The sequence below is a fragment of the Synechocystis sp. CACIAM 05 genome (assembly GCF_010222815.1).
Classification (GTDB): Bacteria; Cyanobacteriota; Cyanobacteriia; order Cyanobacteriales; family Microcystaceae; genus Synechocystis.
In genome coordinates, this window is sequence record NZ_CP019225.1 from 2,222,759 (window position 1) to 2,245,516 (window position 22,758).

Genomic DNA, 22,758 nt, shown 5'->3' on the forward strand with positions numbered 1-22,758 from the left:
GCTTAGTTCTCGGAAGTGCAGGTTTCCGTACCTATGGGGGCATCTAGCCGTATGCCATGGTCAAAAGGGGAGTTAACGCCACGCACTAACGGGGGCTATTTACCACTTGTATTTGGTCAATTTTCCAAACCCCTTGGTGTCGTACTAGCTGATAGCGCACAGTCAAGTCATCTTTGGTGGCGGAGCCTTTCTGCTGTTGATTACCTAGGGTAAAGGGCTGGCTAATTTCTTCTACCCGGGCAGTAACGGTGGCTCGGTTGGGGTCTTGGGGGTTAACTTGATAGGCTAAAATCTGCAACTTGTGTTCATATTGATGATAGACCTTTTGGGCTTGATCCCGTTGGGCCCGACCCCGTTGTTGAGCAAGGAGATTGGGGGCTAAAACACTCTGCAATGCCCCGACATCGTAGTTTTGGCCAAAGGCTAACTTTTTACTATCAAGCCAGCCTTGTACTACCATCTGACCCACTTGCTGATTGAAGTTGGGTTGACTGAGAATCAAATTCCGGCTCGTGGCTTCATCGGGGATAAATTCTGAAGGTTGGTCCAGGAACACATCTAGGGGGTCTTCTAGCAACCCACCTAGGGGATCGCCAGTACGATTGATAATTAGGGCAGTTGCCCCCCCCACAATGCCTGCTAGGCAAAGCAGAAAAATGCCGAAGCGCACCGGCTTGATGGTCACCCGTTTTTTGCGTCGCCGGGGAGATTTATACTTACTGGTGGATTCTGCAGCGGAGTTACTGGAAAAACCGTTGCTAGTGCCATCCCCGCCAATACCGTTGGTGCCCAAGGAGTGGGTGTCGTAGGCGATCGCCGGAGATAGGGTGGTGACGGCCAAACCACTGGAATTGTCGGCGCTGGGGAAAACATCGTCTCGGGAACGTCTTGGACTGCGTCCCCGTCGTGGGGGAACGGTGGAGGTCAAAGGGCGATCGGGAAGGGCGGCGGAACTATGTACCATGGGAGTTTCCGATTCCGTTGCGGTGCTAAGGAGGGCAGGGGAGGCAAAAGAATTGTCAGTGGTGAAGGAATCCGGCTCTAGTTGTTCTAGATACTGCTGAACGGAGGGATTATTGAAATAGGCCTTGGGGGAAAGGGTCTCCGGAGAAAGATCCCTAAAGTAGGGGACAATTTCTTCCTCCAGCCACTGCTCAGTGAAAGTATAAAAAGCAGTTAAGGGGTCTTCCCCCGCCGCTAACTTAGATTCGAGGCCAGCTACTATTTTGGGATCTCCCTGGTCGATCGCCGCCAGAACAACTTCCGTTTGACCCAATAATAATTCACAAATTGTCTTTTCTAGGGCCAAATCTTGACAATTTTCCAACTGTATAATCAAAGATTTTGCTTCGACAATGGCCATGGGGTCCTGTTCCTTCACTCCCTCAGCCATCAGACTATGTACTGCCAAATAGCTTGCTACTAAAGACGGCCGTTGACTTTCGGGCAAAAATAGGGCGTTTTGCTCGGCCACTGTGAGGTGACAGCGTAGTTGGTGGATGAATTTTAGAAAGTCATCATTTCCCAATCCGGAATAATCTTCCCCCTTACCTTCAATGCCGCCCCGGTCCTGCACCATCGCTTGCAACAGAGCTAGACCCTGCTGACGTTGCTCCTCCCCTTGCCCTTCCTTAGCCAAAAGTTCGAGGATACGGTAGGGTCGCAGACGGTATAGTTCCTGACGAATTTCTGCTTCCAAGGCGGGGAAGTCATTATCCTGTTGCAACCGAGCTAGGGCCTTAAGACTGGCGGTGGCGGCAAATTCATACTGCTGTTGTTGCCAACGTTCCCGGCTCAGTTCCCAGTGGGCCAAAATTACCGAAAGCAAATAGTCCTGGGGCAGGCCTCCCGCCGGGGGGGTGGGATCGTGCAGTACTGGCTCACCATACTTGAGCACCAGTTCGTATTCCCCCAAATCCAACAGGATCAACAGGGCCCCAATTTTTTGCTCTGGGCTACATTCCAACTCCGGGGTGGTGAGGGGTAAGGCTTCCCCCAGGGCTTCGTCCATGGCTCCCCACCATTCTTGGTCGTATGCCTGACGTTTTTCCGGATCCCTCAGGGTTTCATAGGCGATCGCCAGTAATTGATTGCGGAGAGTAACTGCGGCGTCACTAAATTCCCGCCGGGGTAATTGTAAAAGGCGATCTTGGTAGGCCTGCTCAATGGTTTCCCCACCACTCTGGGGAGGAATGCCTAAAATACGATAAAAGTCGAGGGGGATAAACACCGGAAAAAGCCTTGGCAGGACGGGTTCAGTTTAAAAGCTTATGGAGAAATAGCACGGAATAGTACTGACGGTTTCTGGGGAGTCGGAAGACATGTTAAAGGCTAATACCATACTATACGACAGCTTTTTTGTGACTAATAATTCCAAAAAAAACCAAAAACCTGCTTTGCCAGCCTAAATTGCGCCCTCAAAACGATTTTAGTCCTCCATCGTCCCCGGTAGCTTGCCAGGTGGCCACCGACCGCAGGCTAAGGGGAATAACTTCATTACAGGGAAATTCCAGCAGGGTTTCCGACGTCATCAGATAACCAGAATTAAGAAAAAATAGCAGTAGTCTCCCCAGGGCCACCCACACCGCTTCATCAAATTCCCAATCTCTGCCCCGTCCACTATGACAGGCGATCGCCTGGAGGGCCCAAAAATAATTATTCCGAACAATGGAACCACCTTTTTTGTAAGCTGGCAAATCTTCAGCGGCAATCACCAGCAAATCCGCCGCCGCTAACCAACATTTCATCAACACCTCAACTAAGGAAACAGTGCAACTACGGAAGATCAGGGAAAAGTAGAGGGAATAAGCTCAATGGTGCTCAAAAATTAACCTAAACAAACTAGAAATCCACCACCGCTTCCACCTTCATGGTGTTGTCAATGGTAGCCTGACAAACCACCTGGGCTGGGGTGGCCCGACAGTTCCCTGTGGCCTCCGTTAAAGTTTCGTCAACAATGCCATCTTCCGCAGTCCAGAGAAAAGTACCAATGACATTGTACTGATTGTTATTGATTTTGCCATTGACCAGTATGGGGTCGTCATTGTATTCCAGCACGAAAGAAAAACCCATGACATCGCCATCGTCGTAGTGGAAATTAATAGTGCCGTCCCCCTCCGTGATGGAAAGCTGATTACAGTCCATGGCCATTTCTTCACTGGGATCGGTGAGTTTGACTGAACATTGCTGAGCTGCAAAGGTGGTTTGGCTTTGGACACTTTCTTGAAAAATTGTCTCTTGGCTACGGACGACGGGGGCAAACAGCATCCCCCCCAAGGCGGCCATGGCTGCCATCAATGGCAATGGAGAGGCAAGGTCACGGATTTTGGTAAACATAATTAGTAATGGCCCCGGTTAGGCCTTCTAGGGTGTACTCCGTTGCTTCAATGTCCACCCGACCCAATTCCCGTAAACAGCGTTCGGAAGTTTGGGGGCCAATGGAAGCGATTTGGCAATGGTTAATTAGGGAACGCCAATCTTGGTAACCGTTAGCTTGGCTAGTCTGGGCCAACAGTTGCCGAAAATGGCTGACGGTTTTGGAACTGGCAAAGGTGATCACATCCACCGTTTGATTAACGATACTTTGCCACACTTCTTCGGGCATATGGCCAGGGCAGGCGGATTGATAGGCGGGGACTTCCGTAACCAAGGCTTGTTTTTGGCTCAATTCTTGGACTAATTGGGCCCGGCCGCCACTTTCTACCCTGGGAAAAAGTATTTTTAGTCCTGCTGGGGACTGGGGAAAATGTTCTACCAGGGCATCGGCAATGAAATCCGGGGGAATGAAGTCTGGTTTGAGGCCAAATTTTTCTAAGCTTTGGGCGGTCTTTTTGCCCACTACGGCCAACTTTAATCCCGCCAGGGCCCTACTGTCCAAACCGTGGTATTGCAATCTTTGAAAGAAGAACTCTACCCCATTGGCGGAAGTCAGAATTAGCCAGTCAAAATCCCCCAACTTGGCGATGGCCTGGTCGAGGGGTTGCCAGTCCTTGGGGGGCACAATTTCCAGGGCAGCCATGGCTAAGACGGTGGCCCCTTGCTGGTGCAAAAGCTCGGTAAACTGGCTCGCTTGGTCGGCGGCCCTGGTAACCAGAATAGTTTTTTCGGTCAGGGGCAGGGGAGGCAAGGCGGCAATAATCCTTTGACTAACAACATCTCCAATGACAATTACCGCTGGGGCGAGGGACTGTCCTTGGGTTTTTTCCACCATATCAGCTAGGGTTCCTTCCCAGGTTTGCTGTTCCGGTCTGCCAGCATTTTTAATCACTGCCATGGGGGTGTAGGGAGATTTACCTGCTCGGACTAACTCATTGACCAACAATGGCAAATTTTTGGCCCCCATCAGAATTACCAAAGTGGGCAATTGAGCCAGGGCAGGCCAAGGCCAACGGTGGGGATCATGGCCGTCCATGATGAAAAAACCGGCCCCGCTGTCTTTGGCTGTGAGGGGAATGCCCGCTAGTCCCGCCCCGGCGATCGCCGAGGAAATTCCTGGTACTACTTCATAGGCACAATGGTGGGCCACTAGGGTTGCCAATTCCGGCATAATGCGGCCAAAAATCCAGGGATCACCGCTTTTCAGCCGTACTACCTGTTTGCCCCGGCGGTAATGGTCCACCAATAACTGATTAATTTTGGCCTGGGGAGTGCTGGGTTGTCCCCCCCGTTTGCCGACGAAAATTCGCTCACAATCCGGCGACAGGAGATCAAAAAGCTCCTGGGACACCAAGGCGTCGTAAATTACCACGTTTGCCCTACCCAACACGGTAATCGCCCTTTGAGTCAGGTAGGCCACGGGCCCCAGGCCAGCCCCCACCAGATAAACTTTGGCTCTGGAATCTGTACTTAGCATTGTAAAAATTAGGTTACTTTCGCGCCGGGGCGATCGGCCGGGGACACCAAGGCATTGTGGGTGAGGTAGTTTTTCAGCCATTGTCCACCCTGGCTCAGGAGTTGGGGCAACGTTTTCACCGGCCAAAGCTTGGCCGTACCATCGGCGGAGGACGTTAAAACCCAGCGACCATCAGGACTAAATTCTGCTGACCGGACCCAATTGCCATGGCCCTCCAGGGTGAGCAACTCCCTTCCCGAAAGGTCCCAAAGCCTCGCAGTGCCATCGTTGGAAGCCGTGACGAGCATTTGTCCGTCAGGACTCCAATCCACAGTACCCACCAAACCTTGATGGCCGTATAGTACCGCTACCGTTTTACCACTGCGGTCCCAAAGCCTAGCGGTATGGTCGGCGGAGACGGTGGCGATCAAATTTCCCTCGGGGCTAAATCTGGCCTGGTAAACAATACTTTGATGGCCAGCTAAGGTTAATAGGGGGCGACCAAGGAAATCCCAGATCCGGGCGGTGTTATCCACGGAGGCTGTCAGTATGTAACGACTGTCGGCACTAAATTGAGCAAAATACACTGGTCCTTCATGGCCCCGGCATATGCCCACCTCCCGGCCGACAATTTCCCAGATGCCTGCAGTATTGTCATCCGACGCGGTAACAATGAATTGGCCGTCGGCACTAAACTCCGCCGCAAAAATATTTTTTTCGTAGTGCCTCAACACCGCTAATTCCCGGCCGGTATTATTCCAAACCCGTGCGGTGCCGTCTTTGCTGGCGGTGACAATGTATTGGCTATCGGGACTAAATCTCACATTCAACACCGCGTCCTGGTGCCCCCGCAGAACAGTCAATTTTTTGCCCAGTACATTCCAAAGTTGGGCAGTTTTATCCGCCGACCCCGTGACAATCCATTGGCCGTCCGGGCTAAATTGACCTTCCCGCACCCAGCCTTGGTGATCTGCTAACACGGCAACGCATTCCCCCTCTGTGGTCCAGAGACGGGCCGTTTTATCTCTGGAAACAGTCAACAGGCGATCGCCTTTGGGATTGAAATGGGCATTGCGTACCCAATGGCTGTGGCCGGTGAGGGTGATGGTATCTTTTGGGGAAATGTCCCATTGACGGGCGGTTTGGTCGGCGGAGACGGTGAAAACAAAGCGACCATCAGCACTAAAATCAGCGTCGTAAACTTCTTTTTGGTGACCCCGCAGAATGGTGAGCAAAGTGCCTTCCTTAGTCCAAAGTCGGGCCGTATTGTCGGTGGAATAGGTGACAATTTTTTGGCCGTCAGGACTGAAACGGGCTCCATGGATATTGTGGTCATGGCCCCGGAGGGTGCCCAAGCATTTGCCATGGCGACTCCAAACCCTAGCGGTGCCGTCACTAGAAGACGTGATGATGTGCTCGCCATCGGGACTCCAAAGGGCATTGTTAACCCAGTTTTGGTGCCCTTTTAAAACAGCAAAACATTGACTACTCAGATCCCACAACCGGGCAGTACCATCGGCAGAACAGGTCACAATCCATTGGCCATCGGGGCTAAATTGGGCATTGCGGACCCAACTGGTATGCCCCTGGCAGAGGCCAATTTCCCGACCTTCTAGATCCCATAACCGAGCCGTGCCATCCCGCGAGGCAGTGAGTAAAATCTGTCCATGGCAATTGAATTCAGCATTGCGGACCCAGTCGGCGTGGCCCTGGCAGAGGGTGAGTTGTTCCCCAGCAAAATTCCAAATGCGTGCAGTGTTATCTTGACCACTAGTAACTAAAAACTGATGGTGGGGACTAAAATGCACACTCCTCACCCAGTCTTCGTGGCCCCTGAGGGTTGCAACTTCTTCCCCATGGCGTTGCCAAAGTTTAACGGTGTGGTCAGCAGAAGCGGTGGCAAAGTATTGACCATCGGCACTCCAGTCCAATGCCGTAATGGCTTCTTGATGTCCCCGCAAAACGTTAATCAGTTCGCCGTGAAAAGACCAAAGGTAAGCGATGCCATTGGTGGTGGCGGTGAGCACTAAGGGGGGAGTGTTTTCCATGGAAGGGCTAATGCGCAGAACCGTAACAGGCCCCTCATGGTGGCAACGGTTACATTCGTTAATCCGAGCCAAAATGCTGTGGAGAGAAAGCCAGGGAGCCAGGCTGGGATATTGCACCAGAGGGGTTTCCGGTGTGACTAATTTTTGTAAATCCTGCCCAGTTTTGACCGCCGCCAGCAGAGCCTCTAGGGGATAGACGAGAAATTGTTTGAGAATAAACTGGCACTGCTTTTCCAGGTTGATCCCAGCCACTAATTTTTGGTATTGCAATTGGGCAGCTTTCAATTTTTGGGCGACCACCTGTTCCTCTGCACTGGAGCCGGCCTCCAACTCTACGATCAAATCCTCGTTGCCCTGTTGGCGATCGCCAGGGGATGGGGCGATTAAATTAGGATTGGATTTACTACCGCGGCGGCCAGCATTAATCAGTGCGGGGGTAGAAATAACGGCACTTTTCCCCTGGAGAGCATGGGCTAAATGAGTCGTACTGAGACGGTAATAGGGTACTGTGGCCTGGGAAATCACAATGATTAATCTGCCGCGGAGCAATAGGGTCAGCAGTAACTGCAATTGCTGAATGTCTTCTTGGGCAAACTCCGGCGGGTTATCCGCGGCCGGTTCAGGGGCAGAATAGAGCGCGGCTAGTAACTGATATTCGGTTTTGAGACAAAGAGCTTGCTGTCCATCGGCCAGGCTTTTGAGTAACTGCAAGGCCTTTTTGAGCAGATGGGGGGGTAAAAAAGCCAAATAGGTTTGCACAGCCAAGGTCAACCATTCATCTAACTTTTTACCCTGGTAATCCGCTGACTTAGTTACCTGCTCCTGTTCCAAAACGGTTCCCAACAGTTGCAAATCAATGGGATAGAGCCAGGGCTGCTGTTCTCCATTGCCTTCCATGGCTAGATCTCCCAAAAACTGGGACTGTAGGCTTGGGGGCCACGGATGGCGGCATTGGGCCATGGCTTGGGTTAGCCAATTCTCAGCCTGCCCTAGGGTGGGGGGAGAGAGAGTTTGGTATTGCAGGGGGGGCAGGGAATGTTCTTCCCCCAGTTGTCCCTTCAACTCTTCATAGAGGTCGGCGATCGCCGTTGGGGGCACAGAAATTAACAAACGCACACCCTGGGACGGACTAGTGGTCAATAACCATTGCCACAGTACTTGGGCTAATTCCTGCTGACGTAGGGAAGGACTTTTTTGCCAAGGTAGGGAGCCGTTTTCTCCGTCCAATATCAACAGCAAGTCCAGGATTGGTAGGGATTGCAGGGCAGACACCAACTCCGGGGTTGTAGCTTGCCCCAAGGAAGGCAGACTAAAGCTTTCCCCTAGGTGAACCCACAACTTTTCCGCCCAGTGGGGAGTAAAATCCACCAAAAGCACCCGCTCCGGGGACATTTGTTGCAACACTTCCCCCGCCAGCCAAGAAGTTTTGCCCATCCCCGGCTCTCCTGTTAGCACCAACACTGGCATGGGCTTTTGTTCCCAGACCTTTTGCAGGTCCTGCCAAGTAAGGGAAACCATCGTTTTTGACTCCACAGCAGACCGATCCTCCCCCCCTCCTCCCAACATTTTTTCCGGTGCTAGGGGATGGCCGCAAATGCGTTGTTCTGGCCAACAGGGAAGGGGCTTGGGACCAATGAAGGCCCGCTGACCTAAACGGTATTCCCTGGCTTGATATTCCTGGTCAATGGCCAGGGCCGCCAACCAATCTTCCAACTGCAAGTAACACTCCCTTAATTCCACCAGAATGGCTAAGTATAGCCGGGGATTATCTTCAAAGGACACCAGGGTTTGGGCCTGGCGCAGAGTCATTAAGGATTCCCTAATCTGGTCATTGGCCAACTGTACCCGACCGGCAAGGTAATGCAAATTTGCCAAGCAGGGGCGATAATCCCGCTCTTCAACCTGCTTAGGCCTGGTTTCAAAAGCTCTTTTTACAGCTTCCTTGCCCTCATCAAATTTCCATTGCTCCACCAAGGCTTCACAAAGGTAACTGTGGGCTAGGGAAATTAGCCCCTGTAATTCCAATTCGGTCCAAAGCTTTTCCTGATTACGCTCTGGGGTGGTGTCTGTGGCAGCAAAAGGGGAAAGCTGATAGAAAAAAATCAGGCTGTTTTCGGCGGCCTGCCGCAGTTGCTCCCAGTCTTCTAGCCCCCGCAGGATTTCCCCCAATAGGTTGAGGGTTTCCCCATGGGTAAAGTGCCATTGCTGGTTTTCCAGGGCGGCGATCGCCGTTTGGGCATAATTGCGGGTTTGTTGCCAAAGTTGATGGCCGCGACTTTTTTCTCCGTAGGCTTGGAGTAGGAAAAGATAGGCCAACCGCAGACTCAGCCAAATAATCGGTTCCGTATCCCCCAGCAGTTCCCAGACATCCAAACTCTCCCGATAGTGGCACTGGGCCTGTTTTCGTCCCATTTCTCCCCGGCTTTCCCGTGCCAAACCCTGGAGAAGGGATAATTTCGCTTGCAGAAGGCTAATCGGTTCTAGTTCGAGGTTTTGTTTTTGGTCAACAATTTCTCCCAACCAATGGGGTAAATTTACCAGCATTTCCTGGCGTTTCTCCGGAGCCAATGGTGACGGTTCTAACCACACACACTGCCAGAGTTCATCGGTGCATTGCTCCAGATCCCCCACCCCCAGGCGCAGATCTAACCAATGGCTTTTGCCGTCCAAGAAAGTCTGTAGGCCGCGAAAAGCTTCTTCAATGGTGGGGTCAACTAGTACAATCCAATGGAAATGTCTTTCTCCGCACCGTTGTTGTTTTCCCAGGGCTAATTGGGTTAAAAAAGTTTGGGGATCGGGCTCTTTCGTCAGGCCGGTGATCAGGATAATATGCCCCGTAAACTGCTCCCATTGTTGCAAAACCCTAGCCAGTTGCTCCTTTTCCCCCGCATCAAAAATTAAGACGTCACCGGCGATCGCCGTTGTGTACCAATCTTCCACCCACGTGAATTGACCAGCTAGGCAAAAGTAAAGGTTATCCTGGATCGCTGGTTGCCCAACCCGGTCAGCGAGGGATTGCAAAAGTTCTTGTTGCTGGGTGAGGCAAGATAACATAACAGTCATCGGTATCAAGTTAGTACAATTATGGGTAGGGAAAAGCCTATTCGACCTGTAACATTTTGCTTAATTGACGGTGGGCACTGTGGCAAGACTGGGCAAGCCTAGTCAAAAATAGCGGGGAAAGCCCCAGGTGTTAGCTTCAATTCTAGTGACAATATGTCAGCGTTGACACTGCCAGGGACGGGGATAGGGGGGACTAAATCACCACTAATAATCCGGCTCATTATCCCGAATTTGCCATCAAACCAGGCGGCAAAGTTTTACCAAACAAATTCGGGCGGCTTTTTCCGCATTTCATCTCTGACAAAAATGGCTGGGCTGTATATTTTTTTCTTTACTACCAAGGCTTTGGCTACCTAACTAACCATCTCTGGTCACATTTGCCACAGTCAACTCTAAGAACAAGAAAACTATTTAGTGGCGTTGCGTTTTAAGCGTTCCAATTCCTTTTCCAATTCCCACTTTTTGAATTCCGCTTCCAGGGGGTCTAACTCTCGGCGATAGGTTTCCCCGGTGCTGCCTTGATTCCAGCCCATGGTATCCGCCGCCCTCCTTTGGGCCTCGGATGCTTTTTGCTCGGCGGCCATTTGTTTAGCCTTTTGCTGTACTTCCTTTTGCCGTTGCTGAATTTCCTGGAGCAAGCTTTGAGCTTGGCTAATCCGTTGTTCTGTCCCCACCCGTTGTCCCCACACCTGATTGCCCTGACGCAGTAAGGTGGCTTCCCTTTCCTGGGCCCCCTGGGCTAAATCTTCTCGGCCAGCAGCTTTGGCCTGTTGAATGCGGCTATGCCAAGCCTGAATATCCTGGGCTAGGTTGAGAATCTGGGCTTCTTGATCTTGTTTTTTCCGCTGTAAATCTGTCAGTAGGCGGCGAGCGTCGGCTTCCTGTTCTTTCAACTGTTCCAACAGAGCTTCCAACTCCAAATGGGGGTTGTTCTGTAAAAACTCTTCCAGACGGTCTTCTAAAAAACGGCCGACATCGTCAAACAAGCCCATCGCTACAATCTTCCCAAAAATCTACTAGGTGCCTTACTTAAAAGCGTTGTCCTACTCCAAGATACCTTGTTTTTTCTTCCCCCATCACTTGGGAACTAACCAAGCTCCTGACTCTTTTTCGGCGATCGCCAAACTTCATAAAAATTTATGTACCAAAGATACTTTTCCCTAAAATCTAAATTATCCTGATAGGCAAACTCGGTTAAGTCTGAGCTTTCCGGCGTTAGAACAGGTACACGATGAATATTGAAGCTAAGTTAAGTCAAGCTCGCTCCTGGCTGGATGAATTGGGTAATGCCATTTCTGATCTGGTGGGAGTTGCGCCAGAAGTATTTGAGGATGAGAAGCTCAAGCAGGATTTGGCAGATTTTCGCCGAGCCTATGATCAAGCAGTGCAAGATTTGGCTAATCCTAGTTTACGTATTGCCATGATCGGCACAACTTCTTCGGGAAAGTCAACGATTGTTAACGCTTTAATTGGCCGACGGATTGCGCCTATTGAAGCCGGGGAGATGAGCGGCGGTGTTTTACGGATTAAACATGGTGAAGGCAGTCACTTAAAGATTGAGGAAACGGAGGGCGCAGTCTGGGAAACGGGAGAATGGTCGGGTTTGAGCGATGAAGAAATTTATAACCGTATTCAACGCACGATGCACACTTACCATGAGGTGAGACGAAAAGCGGATTACATTGCCCCTCAAATTGAGGTCAGATTACCAATTTTGCCAGCTTGTGACCGGGAATTGTCAGGATTACCTGAAGGACTAGCTATAGAATTTGTTGATTTACCGGGCTTAAAATCTGTTCAAGATCGAGAAAATTTGAAAATTATTCAGTCGCTAATGGGAAAAGCGTTTTGTCTTGTTGCCCTAGACTATGGACAAATAGATGAGGAACATCGTCAACGATTATTGGGTGAGTTAAAGCAAGTTGTTGAATATTTTAATGGTAAAACCGACTCGATGCTTTTCATCCTAAATCGAGTTGATAATCGCAAATCCGATGACATTCCGCTAGAAAATAGAATTGCCAAATTAAGCAGGGAAATTGAAGAAGTTCTATCTCTTTCTCAGAGTCTCGACATTATTTCTTTTAGCGCAAATATTCTGTATCAAGCTCAGTGTGCCTGGGGAATTAATTCTCTTAAAGAAAAATCTTTAATATCCCAAGATCAACGTTTAAAACGATTAAAAGGAATGCTTGAAGACTGTTCAAGTTTTATTAAAACTAAGATTAAAACTAGTAAAGAGACATCGTCACCACTACCTGTTAAGGAAACTTTTAAAAAACTTTTTATGCAAAATCAAGATTTAAAATCTTGGTTTCGATACATTGAAGATCGTGTTGAAAATAATAAAGAGATTAATGATGAAATGATGCGTATTTTAATCCAGTATGCGTTGGAGTGGAGTGGAGGAAAAACTCTGTGGAAAATTTTCCAATCAAGGCTCAATACCTCGTTAGAAGATTTAGTTATTTTGCCTTCTTTGAAAGATTTACTGGATACGCTTAATGTTTTTCATGGCTCTTTATCGCTTTTTATCAATATTAATACTCAGGATTCAGAAAAAATTAGCAATCTCAAAAACGAACTAAGTTTATTGAAAAAAAAGTTCCCAATATACATTCAAAGGAATAGTAAATTGTTGAACGAAAATCTGAATGATTTAATTCAAATAATTAAGTCATCCAGAGAGCCAACTCTAATTAAAAGTAAATTAGAAGAAAGGCCAGATTTTGATGACTATAAAACATTTCTTGATATAGTTGATACAGTGGAGGATGATCTTTTAATTAATATTATTAGTTATATTAAAAAAGCATTTCGTAATGAAACTGACGGATATGAAGTTGAAAAACATTTATCTGAATATTTACCTCCATACATGGCGAAGGATATAGCAAAAGCTTACAACAAAGTTTTAATAATGGTAATTAACCCTAGTTTTACATCAGAAGGCGATTATCTTATTAAAAAAGTAAAAGTTGATGATATAAAATTGATCAAAAATTTGGAGCATAACGAGCGATGCCTCAGATTCCTTTATGATGCTGTTAGAAAAGCTTTAGCACATAGATGTGAGTTTAAATTACAAGCTGAACAGTTAAGATTTACAGAACAACTAGACTTAATTGTTTCTAGGCTACCCATTAAAGTTTTTTATGAGTTAGCTAATGAATTTAAGGAAGATACGTTACATGAGTATCAACAAGTTCTGGAAGCAATAGGTTTTGACAATGCTGTGATGTCTATTATCCAACGCAAAATAGCACAAAATAAGACTGAATTACCAGAAAGCTTAATTGATATTCGATTGAAAGTCAATGTAGAACAAGATATTCAGGAAGAAGCAACTGGCAAAGAGAAGAGAACAGGGAGTAAAGACGTTGGCAGTTGCTTGAACAAACACAAAGAAACTTTTACATACTATGTTGACAAAAAAGAAAAAATAGAATACAAAAAGTTATCAATTCCTAGTATTGATAAGATGGCGGAACAGTGGGGGGATGGGATTGAAGCAAGCAAATATGGAAAGGGGGGATTATGGGATATTTTGTTCGAGTGGATTATTGAGAATCTCAATATTGTTTACAAGGAATTAGACATTGCTTTATCTGATGTCATTGATTCTATGAACAATCAAATTAATAAGAAAATCGAAGACTTATCAACAAGAGAAGAAAAACTCCAACAAATATCTTCAATTTCTATTTTAAATCAACATTTAATCACTCTTAAAGATGATTTCATCAAAACAATGAGGACAGTAGATTGAATGAATAAATTTAGAGAAAAATTCATAAAAATCAACTATGACCTAACAAATAGTTCGAGAAAAGATAAACTTGAACATGCTATTGAATTGTGGTGTTATTACGCTAATATTCCTCAAGAAATAAAAGCAAAGATCGATGACACTAAAAACATTCTCAGTATCACATTTAAAGCACAAAACATAACAACTACAACTTCATACAGCAACAAAGGTTTAGTTGCAAAGTTTTTAATCCCTAAAATAAAAAATATGGATATCATTACCTATGCAATCATAGCTTTATTGGCAATAGGCATTGCTTATGTTATTTATCAACTTAATCAACCTGAAGATAACGCTGATTTCTCTGAATGGTCAGAGGATAGAGTTTTCCAAAAACAACAACAAAATCAAAAGTATTGCTTAATTTTAGCTATCGATCCTTCAAAATCAGGTTTCCTTCAAAATATCAAAGAATCTGATAATTTTATTCGGAATGAGTCTATTTGTGAGAATTTATTTCTTGCAACAAACTATTTATGGATTGGTAAGGAGTCTGAAGATATAAGCTTACAAAAAATAGATCAATATTACAAAGTCAAGGATGAAAATAAAAAAAATTTTGATGTTTACATTGTGGAAATCATACTTGATGAATATATCAGTGGTTTTGAAAAAGATGTCAAGAAAACTAAAAGACTTGAAGCTTTTGAAAAGCTCATCAACCATAAAATCACCATGTCTGAACGGTTAAGTTTTGAAGCCTGTTCAGATTTATATTCTATCTAATTCTTCGTAACTATTATGCTTATTAATGCAAACTTGTTAGTCAACAATCCAGAAATTATCAAAGGCTTAGTCTCCGGCGATATGGTTCGCTACGGTAGCGTCATTCGTTGGGCTGCTGGTGCTGGTAATTATCCTGGCAGTATTGTTAAGCATCTTGTTGAAACTCCAGGCATTACAAGTAAGTTATTAAGTTTACCTATTTCTCCCATGGGAACAGGAGTTGATGTCATTGGTCATACAATGACTTATCACAAATTACTGGGCATTGACAATAAATTAGTGGGAATGAGTCAAACCCTTAATCAAGTATTAGGTGTTAGCCAAATTGCCGCAGGGGCCAGTGTTTTGAATTTAGGCGTTAGTGTAGCGGGCTTTGCCTATATGGCCTATAAGCTTCACCAGATGCAGAAATCTATTAATCTTCTCCAACAAACTGTCCAACAGGGTTTTGATGATGTCAATCGTCGCTTTGATAAAATGTCACAACAATTGGGTTACATTTGCTTGGTTGTACAGGATAGTCGAGCTAAACAGGAAAAATTAGCCCAAGCCATTGCCCATCTTTATCAGAGCAGTTTAGTCAGAGAGATAGCAGATTTACAATCTGAGCTTCAGACTGTTAATCGTTTTCCTGAACAATCTCCCATTGGAGCCATTAAAGCCGCAAATCGTAGCCGTTTATTTTTAAGCCATGAAGCACTCAAAATCACCCCAGAGCTAGAAGCAGAATTAATGCTAAATAGTGACATTGCTATTCAAGGCTGGGCCGTTGCTACCATTACCGAAGCTAATTTATTGATGGAAATAGGTCATCATCAGGATGCCAAAGATGTTTTACGGGAAGAAGTTGTTAAATTTAAACAATTATCTGAAAATTGGTCAAAGGTATTATTGGACGACGAGAATGATAGCCTTAATACTTCCTACCGCTTTCTTGGCAAGCCATTTAACGAGTTTATTTTACCTGAAAGAATAGAGCGAATCTGTCAAATTCATCCCAAGGATTTTAACTTAACTCCAGATCAAGTACGACGCATTAAAAGTGAAATTGCTGTTGAATTTGATATGTCCTATGCGCCCGAACGTTATAACCAAGCCTGGATTAACAAACAATTGGCGATCGCCGAATATTTAGATACTCTTAGTGAATTATTAGCTAGGCTAGACACCCTGCAAGACTTTGCCCAGTTGTGCCAAGATCAAGGCGTGAAAAGTAGCAGGGAATTGCTTCCGGGTAATGATGCAGAGCCAGGACTGTATTTGTTACCAGGATAGTGAAGGAATATTATGTCTATTACAGAATTGGCCCCCGTCTCAAAATTTATTTTGCTTGAACCAGTCAGTTGGCTAACTTTTAACCAATTACTTCAGGATTTGGGTGAAAAACGAGGAATTCGCCTTGCTTATTGTCAAGGGACTTTAGAAATTATGACTCCCCTCGGAGAACATGAACATAATAATCGCTTTCTAGAGCGGTTAATTTACACCACCGTTGAAATCTTGAACTTGGAAATTAAAAGTCTAGGTTCCCTAACCCTAAGAGTTAATCGGCTGGAGAAGGGCATAGAACCAGATTCTTGCTTTTACCTGCAAAATGAGCCTATTGTTCGCCATAAGCGGGATATTGATCTTAATGTTGATCCTCCCCCCGATTTAGTCATCGAAATTGATATTACCAGTAGCTCCCTAGACAAATTAGCAATTTATGGCGCTTTGGGAGTGCCCGAAATTTGGCGATATGACGGTCGAACTTTACAGGCTTATTTGTGGAATGGGACCCAGCAAATCTATCAAACTTCTGAGCAGAGCTTGGCTTTGCATCCCTTGAAAGTTAAGGATTTGACTGTCTTTCTGCGCCAAAGTCTCCAAGATGGAGAAACAGCGACGATTAAGCAATTTCGTCAATGGCTGATCGAACAACTAGGCGAAGGTGAATAAAATAGTACAGACTAAAAGCCTTGCCCCACTTCCAGATAGCGGGTTTTACCCTGACGGGATAGAATCGCCTGCTGACCGTTAACCGCCGCCAATTGCCAACCGCTACTACCGATCGCCTCACCGATTTGAATGCGTTGGGTCATGCCATTCCAGCGGAACAGAGCCGAAGAAAGCTCACCGGATTCCAGAACTCCTACTAAATCGTGTTTAGTTTTACTGGGCACCATGGGTACCGCCGGGGGAGCAGCGGCCACGGGTTGGGGAGGAGTTGCCATGGCTGGAGCCGCTTGGCCGTTGGGATAAACGGGGTAATAATATCGTTCCACCACGGTAGTACTACCAGGAGCGACCGTGGGTAGATTGCCACCATTATTTTGGGGCACAGCGCCGGGGGGAGGAGGGGGAAGGGGAATGCCTTGGTTGGCTGGGGCGATCGCCACCGTTGTTGGGTTGGGGGTTACTGGAGGGTTAACACCAGTGGGGGCGGAGGAAGCCGGTAAGGCTGGGGGCTGTTTCAGCGTTTCTAGGGACTGTTGCAGATAAACAATAAATTCCTCGTCTGCTTGGTCCACCGTCACCGTTTCCGTTGGGGATGCCGCTGAGGGAGCGGACTGCCGGGATTGAAACACCAGCCAAAAACTGACTAGGAGTAGATAAACAACACCACCGCCCAGAAAAATTTTGTCGATGTGCTTCAACCACCAAGGCTTTTTCGAGTTTTCCAGTCCTTCATATTTGTCCATTGTCCCCACCCACGGAAAAAAGATGTTGCCCATTCTAGCCCAAAATTTCCCCCGGCCTAACCTCTAACCAAGGTGGGCTACCTGGGCAGTTAAATATTCTCCTTCGTTGAGATCCACCAGGCGATCGCCAAAGCCATCCTTACCCCAGGGTTGGAACTGATCAGCCTGGACAGAATGGAGCCGTTGTTGATTACTGTAAAAATCGTAGCTATTATCCAAAGCACCGGAGGCATTATGTTCCGCCACCATGGTCAACAAACGATCTTCCTTACTGGTAAACTGCATCACCGTTGTGCCTAATGCGCCGAAATCAACTAGGCGCACAGCATTTAAATCTAACCGTTTGCCGTAGCCTGCCTGGGTCATTAGTAAAACCCTGTCCCCCGGCGACGTCATCAGTACACCCACTAAACTTTCTGTTGCACGAAGCCGCATTGCTTCCTGGCCTTGGGCACTGGGACTAGAACAAGTTAAACCAATCTGGGCTGGATCAAACCGCAGTAAACGTCCATTGCTGGTGGCAATCACCAAATTTTTACCTGGATTTTGGGCAGAGTCAGGATTAACTGGTGTAACCCATTGGGCAAACTGGAGGCGATCGCCGTTTTTTAACTTAATTACACTCAAACCCCGCTGGCCCAACTCCTGCAACTCCTGACCAGCTAGCAGTTTGATCCGACCCTGCTGACTAACTAGGAGTAAATCCTGGGACTGTTCCGGAGGGGGCAAAAATCCCTGGAAAGTGACGGCGGTGGCATCCCGCTGGGCAGATTTAGGCAGAATTTGTAACAGGGGAATACGGGTAACGGCCAAGGGGGGGATATCGGTAATGGCGACGGGAAAAGCTTTGCCATGGTCGCCAATGACAATTAGAGTTTCTCGCCCCTGGATGGAGAATTGCTGGCCCAAGGGTTCAAAGCTGTTGGCAGAGGTTAGCTCTTCTGGATGCCAGGCAATTTCCCCTTGGAGATTGACACTAAGAAAAGCTTCCGCCGGGGGCGTTTGCGGCATAAAGAGGGTGAGAGGATTTTTCTCAGCGACAGAAACGAGCTTGCTATGGGCAGCTATGACTTCCGGGCTCAGTTGGGCTTCCTGTTTGACAGTTTTGGGGGTAGGTTTTAGGGCTGGATTTAGGCCATCCTGCTTTGCTTCGGGAGCGGAATCTGCCGTTGGTGGGGAAGAATTTTCTAAAACTAATTGTTCTTGCTCTCCTGGAGCATCCAACTCCTCTTCTGTGGCCGACTGACTTTCAACCAAAGAAATTGTCGCTTCAGGCGATGGACCTTCATTTACAGGCAGAGGCTCAATTTTGGCTGGCATACCCTGGAGGATTTTGGTGCGTCGTTCGTCAGCAAACTTTTTCTTTAAACCCCGCAACTCCTTTTTTAATGCTTTTAACCTTTCCTGGCGATCGCCAATGAGGGTTTCCAACTGTTCAATGCGTTGGGCCAGATCGGTGTGTTCCTGCTGTAATTTTTCCCTTTCTAGGCCGGTGATACGGCGCATGGGCATGCCCAAAATAGCGTCCCCTTGGGAGGGGGAAATGCCTAACCGTTCCTGGAGTTGAATTTTGGCGGTGGTGCCATCGGGGGCAAAACGGAGAATTTCAATCAGCGTGTCTAAATTTTCTAAACCGATTAGTAAGCCAGTTAATAGTTCCAGGCGACGACGGTTTTCCCCTAACTCATTTTCGTACTGTCGCAGCAGGGTATCTTCCCGGAATTGTAAAAATTCTTGGAGAATTTGCCGCAGGGACATTTGCACGGGTTGGTTGTTGACCAGCGCCAGGAAAATTACGCCAAAATTACTCTGTAAAGGGGTCATGCGGTAGAGTTTTTGCAAAATGGCATTGGGTTCAGCATCCCGTTTGAGCTCAATTACCACCCGCATACCGGTGCGATCGCTTTCATCCCGCAGATCGGAAATGCCGTCTAGTTTGCCGTCGTTGACCAAGCTGGCAATTTTCTCAATCCAAGCCGCTTTATTGACCTGGAATGGTAATTCCGTAATGACGATCGCAGTGCGATTATGACTGCGTTTTTTCTCCCCTCGGATGGTTTCAATGTGACTAACCCCCCGCACCGGAATTAGTCCCCTTCCCGTTTGGTAAGCCTGCAAAATGCCCTCACTGTCGAGGATGTGGCCGCCGGTGGGAAAGTCAGGGCCGGGGATTAACTTAAATAGCTCTTGATCGGACAGGTCAGGCTTGTTAATTAAGCCAATCAAACCATCCACCACTTCCCCCAAATTGTGGGGCGGGATACTAGTGGCCATGCCCACCGCAATGCCGGAGCAACCATTCAACAGCAACAAAGGCAACTGGGCGGGAACCACGGTGGGTTCTTCCTGGGAATTATCGAAGTTGCCGGTAAAATCAACGATCGCCTCACTGATGCCTTCCAACATGGCCCCCATGGCGATGGGGGCTAAGCGGGTTTCGGTGTAACGCATGGCGGCGGGGGGATCATTGTCCACCGAACCGAAGTTGCCATGGCCAGCCAAGAGGGGATAACGACTGGAAAAATCCTGCACCATCCGCACCAGGGCATCGTACACAGACTGGTCACCGTGGGGATGGTATTTACCCAACACGTCCCCCACCACCCGGGCACATTTCCGAAACGGGCGATCGGGGGTCAACCCCAACTCGTACATGGCGTAGAGAATGCGACGATGCACCGGTTTTAGACCATCCCGCACATCGGGTAACGCCCGCCCCACAATCACACTCATGGCATATTCCAAATAGGAACGTTCCATTTCTTCGTGGAGATCGGTGGGGATAATTTGACCGCTGGGGAAAGATTTTCTGGCCATGCCGCTGGGAACCTGTGCGCTCGTCAATTCGCGGCCAATGTTAGCATTGGAAAGGCTGATTCTCCTCCCCACTTTGCTGGGTGCAGTTTTATGACAACGGTTCTCATCGTCGAAGACGACCCCATGAACTTCCGGGTTTTTTCCAAAATTCTGACTAAGCGGGGGGGCTTCACCGTCAAAGGCAGTGAGGATGTGGCGGAGGTGTTGGCCTTAGCTCGGAGCAAGGCGGTGGACGTAATTTTAATGGATGTGTCCCTCTCCCGCAGTCATTACCAGGGCAAAGCCTACAACGGCATTCAAATTACCCAATTGCTCAAACAAGACCCTGCCACGGCTAGCTTACCAGTGATTTTGGTCACAGCCCATGCCATGGTCGGCGATCGGGAGTCTTTATTGGCGCAAAGTGGCGCAGAAGGCTACATAGCTAAACCGGTGGTGGACCACCAAGCTTTTGTGAACCAAATTCAAACCATGGCTGGAGGCGATCGGGCGGTTTAACCCCTTAGCCTAAAGATTTACCCGTTATTTTTCATGTTGCCCACTGCCATTGTCCTCACTATCCTTTTGGGCATCATTGCCTACATTTGGGGCTATCCCCATTGGTTAGATTGGCGAGAAAAACAACTTTTTCGCCGTCCCCTGCCCCCCCATTGGCAAGCAATTTTAGGCGATCGCCTGCCTTTTTATGTCCAACTTTCTCCCCAGCAACGGCAAAAACTAGAGGCGAAAATTCAGCTATTCCTACAGCAAAAACAATTTATTGGTTGTAATGATTTTGTTGTAACCGATGAAGTGCGGTTGGTCATCGCCGCCCAAGCTTGCTATCTGGCGTTGGAATTAGGCAGTAATCCCTACCCCAGACTGGACACAATCCTGGTTTACCCCGACGCTTTCCAGGTTCGGCAAATTACGTCCCCCGATGGTTACGTGATGGAGGAAGAAGACACCATTCGAGCTGGGGAGTCCTGGGATAAGGCTGGACAGTTGATCCTGGCTTGGGGCACGATCGCCTGGGATTTGGAGCGGTGGCAGGATGGCCACAACGTTATTTTCCATGAATTTGCCCATCAGTTGGATATGGGAGACGGGGCTATGAATGGAGTTCCAAAATTGGGTCGTCGCAACGACTATCAACGCTGGCAGTCAATTTTTGCGTCGGAATACCAACAACTGCTCAGTCAGTTAGAAAATAATTTACCCACTGTCATCGATCCCTATGGAGCCACCAATCCCAGTGAATTTTTTGCGGTGGTGACGGAAACTTTCTTTGAAAAAGGGCAAGAATTACAACACAATCACGGGCAACTCTATCAAGTTCTACGGAAATATTACTGCCTTGAACCGTTGATTAATTGCTAGGGAACGGGTTGTAGCCTGGTCACTGCCAGGGAAAATGCTCCTCCCCCCGTGGCGGCGTAGGTTCTGACCCGGACAATGTAGTCTCCCGATTCAGTAATGCGGGCAAAGGCGAGGGAATTGGTGCCCCCTTCAGTGCTGTCGTCGTTGGCCACAATGGTGGTGCCGTCATCGCCAATGAGCATTACCATGGTGTCGAATTCATCGGAGCGCAGGTCAATGGAAACTTGGTCCCCGGCCTGGAGATTAATACGATAGTCCCTGGCAAATCCCCCTTCCCCCGTGGGCATATCCCCCACCGTCAGGCGATCGTCAACCGTTGTGTTGGCAGCAATGGGGATGGGCTTGTAAAAACTATTTTGATTATTTTGACCGTAACTCAGGGTTGGGTAGAAGACCACTAGGGCAGAAGGCAAACCTATCCAGAAGAGGAATACTTTATCCAGTTTTCCCATAGTGAAAAATCTAAACATTTTCGGTGTCCTGACTGAGTACTGACTGGAGCCGACTAAGGAAATTTGATTCCTGGGTAATGGGGATGAACTGCTCAATGGACGGGGCTGGCCCTGGGTTTCTGGTCACGGGCCCTTCTTCGGACACATTAGAGCCCTTTAAATTTTCTTGGTTGGGATGTTGAATATTTCCGAGGGCACGGTGATGCCAAGGGAGTGGTTCTAGCTCCACTGGGTCGGAGGGAGAAACCCGCCGTCTTGGTGATTGCAATGATTGTTCTTGTCCTGCCGTGGGAACCTTTAGCCGCCATGACTGGTCTACCATTTTAGTCAACCCCTCCATCGATTCGTCTCTGGCGATCGCCAACGATCTGGGCAGATTTTCGGAAACCAGACGCTCAAACTCAGCGGAAAAATGAAAATTGGGTTGTCCCTTCTTGTGCCAGAATTCCAGCAAATGCTCCACCGAAACCGCCTTATAACGGCCTAGGTACAGGGCTTCGATCACCGCAAGACGAATCCACAGGGCTGAAAAATTCTTAAGCCAGCCATTGATGACCTGTTTGGGGGCCATTCCCCGGAGGTCAAAACAATAGGCAGTCAAAAGCGAAACTGTCTGCAAAATGCCTGGATCCTTTTGAGCCTGGGATATTGTCATATTTGCTAGGGAGCTATGCTTAGTAGTTCCTAGAATACTAGCTCAAGTCCAGTCTGGGAGAAAGGAGGGTCGGCTATGTTTAAACAATTAGGAGTTCTGGCCACATTTATTGCCTTTGCATTGGCCCTGGCGGTGTCGGGTAATATCCCCAGTGAAGTCACCAGTTTGCCCCAACAATCCCTCACCATTGCCCAACAATCCAAACAACAAGCCCGGCTCCGTTTGCAACGCTCTCTACAGCAATTACTCCTACGGCCCCATCGTTTTTCCGGCTCCAGCAACGGGGTAGTCAATCCCAAGGCAGAATATTTTTAG

17 protein-coding genes are annotated in these 22,758 nt (G+C 47.8%); 7 read left to right on the forward strand and 10 right to left on the reverse strand.

Features of this window, described 5'->3' with window-relative positions:
• Positions 1-85 precede the first annotated feature (85 nt).
• The 6 genes from BWK47_RS10560 to BWK47_RS10585 all read right to left on the reverse strand — a co-directional run bounded on the left by BWK47_RS10560 (position 86) and on the right by BWK47_RS10585 (position 10,934).
• The gene (locus BWK47_RS10560; protein ID WP_162328603.1) at positions 86-2,230 is read right to left on the reverse strand and encodes an IMS domain-containing protein; all 2,145 of its coding nucleotides are present in this window, start codon (positions 2,228-2,230) and stop codon (positions 86-88) included.
• Positions 2,231-2,417: 187 nt separating this feature from the next.
• Positions 2,418-2,753 carry a hypothetical protein gene (locus BWK47_RS10565; RefSeq protein ID WP_162328604.1) on the reverse strand — a complete coding sequence of 112 codons (336 nt, stop codon included), beginning with the start codon at positions 2,751-2,753 and terminating at the stop codon, positions 2,418-2,420.
• A gap of 88 nt (positions 2,754-2,841) precedes the next feature.
• Complete coding sequence (locus BWK47_RS10570) at positions 2,842-3,336, reverse strand: hypothetical protein (RefSeq protein WP_162328605.1); 495 nt, start codon at positions 3,334-3,336, stop codon at positions 2,842-2,844.
• Positions 3,317-4,852, reverse strand: coding sequence for a uroporphyrinogen-III C-methyltransferase (gene cobA / locus BWK47_RS10575; RefSeq protein WP_443081619.1), 1,536 nt, complete (start codon positions 4,850-4,852; stop codon positions 3,317-3,319). Before cobA ends, BWK47_RS10570 begins: the two co-directional genes overlap by 20 nt.
• 8 nt (positions 4,853-4,860) lie before the next feature.
• Positions 4,861-9,942: a WD40 repeat domain-containing protein gene (locus tag BWK47_RS10580; protein WP_162328607.1), complete on the reverse strand. Its 5,082-nt coding sequence runs from the start codon at positions 9,940-9,942 to the stop codon at positions 4,861-4,863.
• A gap of 407 nt (positions 9,943-10,349) precedes the next feature.
• Positions 10,350-10,934: a TIGR04376 family protein gene (locus tag BWK47_RS10585; protein ID WP_162328608.1), complete on the reverse strand. Its 585-nt coding sequence runs from the start codon at positions 10,932-10,934 to the stop codon at positions 10,350-10,352.
• Between the two features lie 239 nt (positions 10,935-11,173).
• On the opposite strand from BWK47_RS10585, the gene BWK47_RS10590 reads away from it, so the two are divergent.
• From BWK47_RS10590 to BWK47_RS10605, 4 genes are read left to right on the forward strand one after another with little or no spacing between them, the layout of a single operon-like run.
• A complete protein-coding gene (locus tag BWK47_RS10590; protein WP_162328609.1) occupies positions 11,174-13,711 on the forward strand; it encodes a dynamin-like GTPase family protein in 2,538 nt (845 codons plus the stop codon).
• Positions 13,712-14,479: a hypothetical protein gene (locus tag BWK47_RS10595; RefSeq protein WP_162328610.1), complete on the forward strand. Its 768-nt coding sequence runs from the start codon at positions 13,712-13,714 to the stop codon at positions 14,477-14,479.
• A 15-nt stretch (positions 14,480-14,494) separates the two neighbouring features.
• A complete protein-coding gene (locus tag BWK47_RS10600) occupies positions 14,495-15,754 on the forward strand; it encodes a hypothetical protein (protein WP_237269606.1) in 1,260 nt (419 codons plus the stop codon).
• A gap of 12 nt (positions 15,755-15,766) precedes the next feature.
• Positions 15,767-16,417: a Uma2 family endonuclease gene (locus tag BWK47_RS10605; protein WP_162328611.1), complete on the forward strand. Its 651-nt coding sequence runs from the start codon at positions 15,767-15,769 to the stop codon at positions 16,415-16,417.
• 11 nt (positions 16,418-16,428) lie between these two features.
• On the opposite strand, the gene BWK47_RS10610 is transcribed toward BWK47_RS10605, so the two are convergent.
• Together BWK47_RS10610 and BWK47_RS10615 are read right to left on the reverse strand one after the other, a co-directional pair.
• Complete coding sequence (locus BWK47_RS10610) at positions 16,429-17,193, reverse strand: hypothetical protein (protein WP_162328612.1); 765 nt, start codon at positions 17,191-17,193, stop codon at positions 16,429-16,431.
• Between the two features lie 30 nt (positions 17,194-17,223).
• Entirely contained in the window at positions 17,224-19,977 is a 2,754-nt protein-coding gene (locus BWK47_RS10615) for a DNA gyrase/topoisomerase IV subunit A (protein WP_162328613.1), read from the reverse strand.
• A gap of 90 nt (positions 19,978-20,067) precedes the next feature.
• Here BWK47_RS10615 and BWK47_RS10620 point away from each other — a divergent pair, with 90 nt between their 5' ends.
• A complete protein-coding gene (locus BWK47_RS10620; RefSeq protein WP_162328614.1) occupies positions 20,068-20,475 on the forward strand; it encodes a response regulator in 408 nt (135 codons plus the stop codon).
• A 33-nt stretch (positions 20,476-20,508) separates the two neighbouring features.
• Complete coding sequence (locus tag BWK47_RS10625; protein ID WP_162328615.1) at positions 20,509-21,336, forward strand: zinc-dependent peptidase; 828 nt, start codon at positions 20,509-20,511, stop codon at positions 21,334-21,336.
• On the opposite strand, the gene BWK47_RS10630 is transcribed toward BWK47_RS10625, so the two are convergent.
• Positions 21,333-21,788: a PPC domain-containing protein gene (locus BWK47_RS10630; protein WP_237269607.1), complete on the reverse strand. Its 456-nt coding sequence runs from the start codon at positions 21,786-21,788 to the stop codon at positions 21,333-21,335. The two genes, BWK47_RS10625 and BWK47_RS10630, sit on opposite strands and share 4 nt — an antisense overlap.
• A 10-nt stretch (positions 21,789-21,798) precedes the next feature.
• Positions 21,799-22,443: a hypothetical protein gene (locus BWK47_RS10635; RefSeq protein WP_162328617.1), complete on the reverse strand. Its 645-nt coding sequence runs from the start codon at positions 22,441-22,443 to the stop codon at positions 21,799-21,801.
• A 75-nt stretch (positions 22,444-22,518) separates the two neighbouring features.
• Here BWK47_RS10635 and BWK47_RS10640 point away from each other — a divergent pair, with 75 nt between their 5' ends.
• On the forward strand, positions 22,519-22,758 hold the full coding sequence (locus BWK47_RS10640) for a hypothetical protein (protein ID WP_162328618.1): 240 nt from the start codon (positions 22,519-22,521) through the stop codon (positions 22,756-22,758).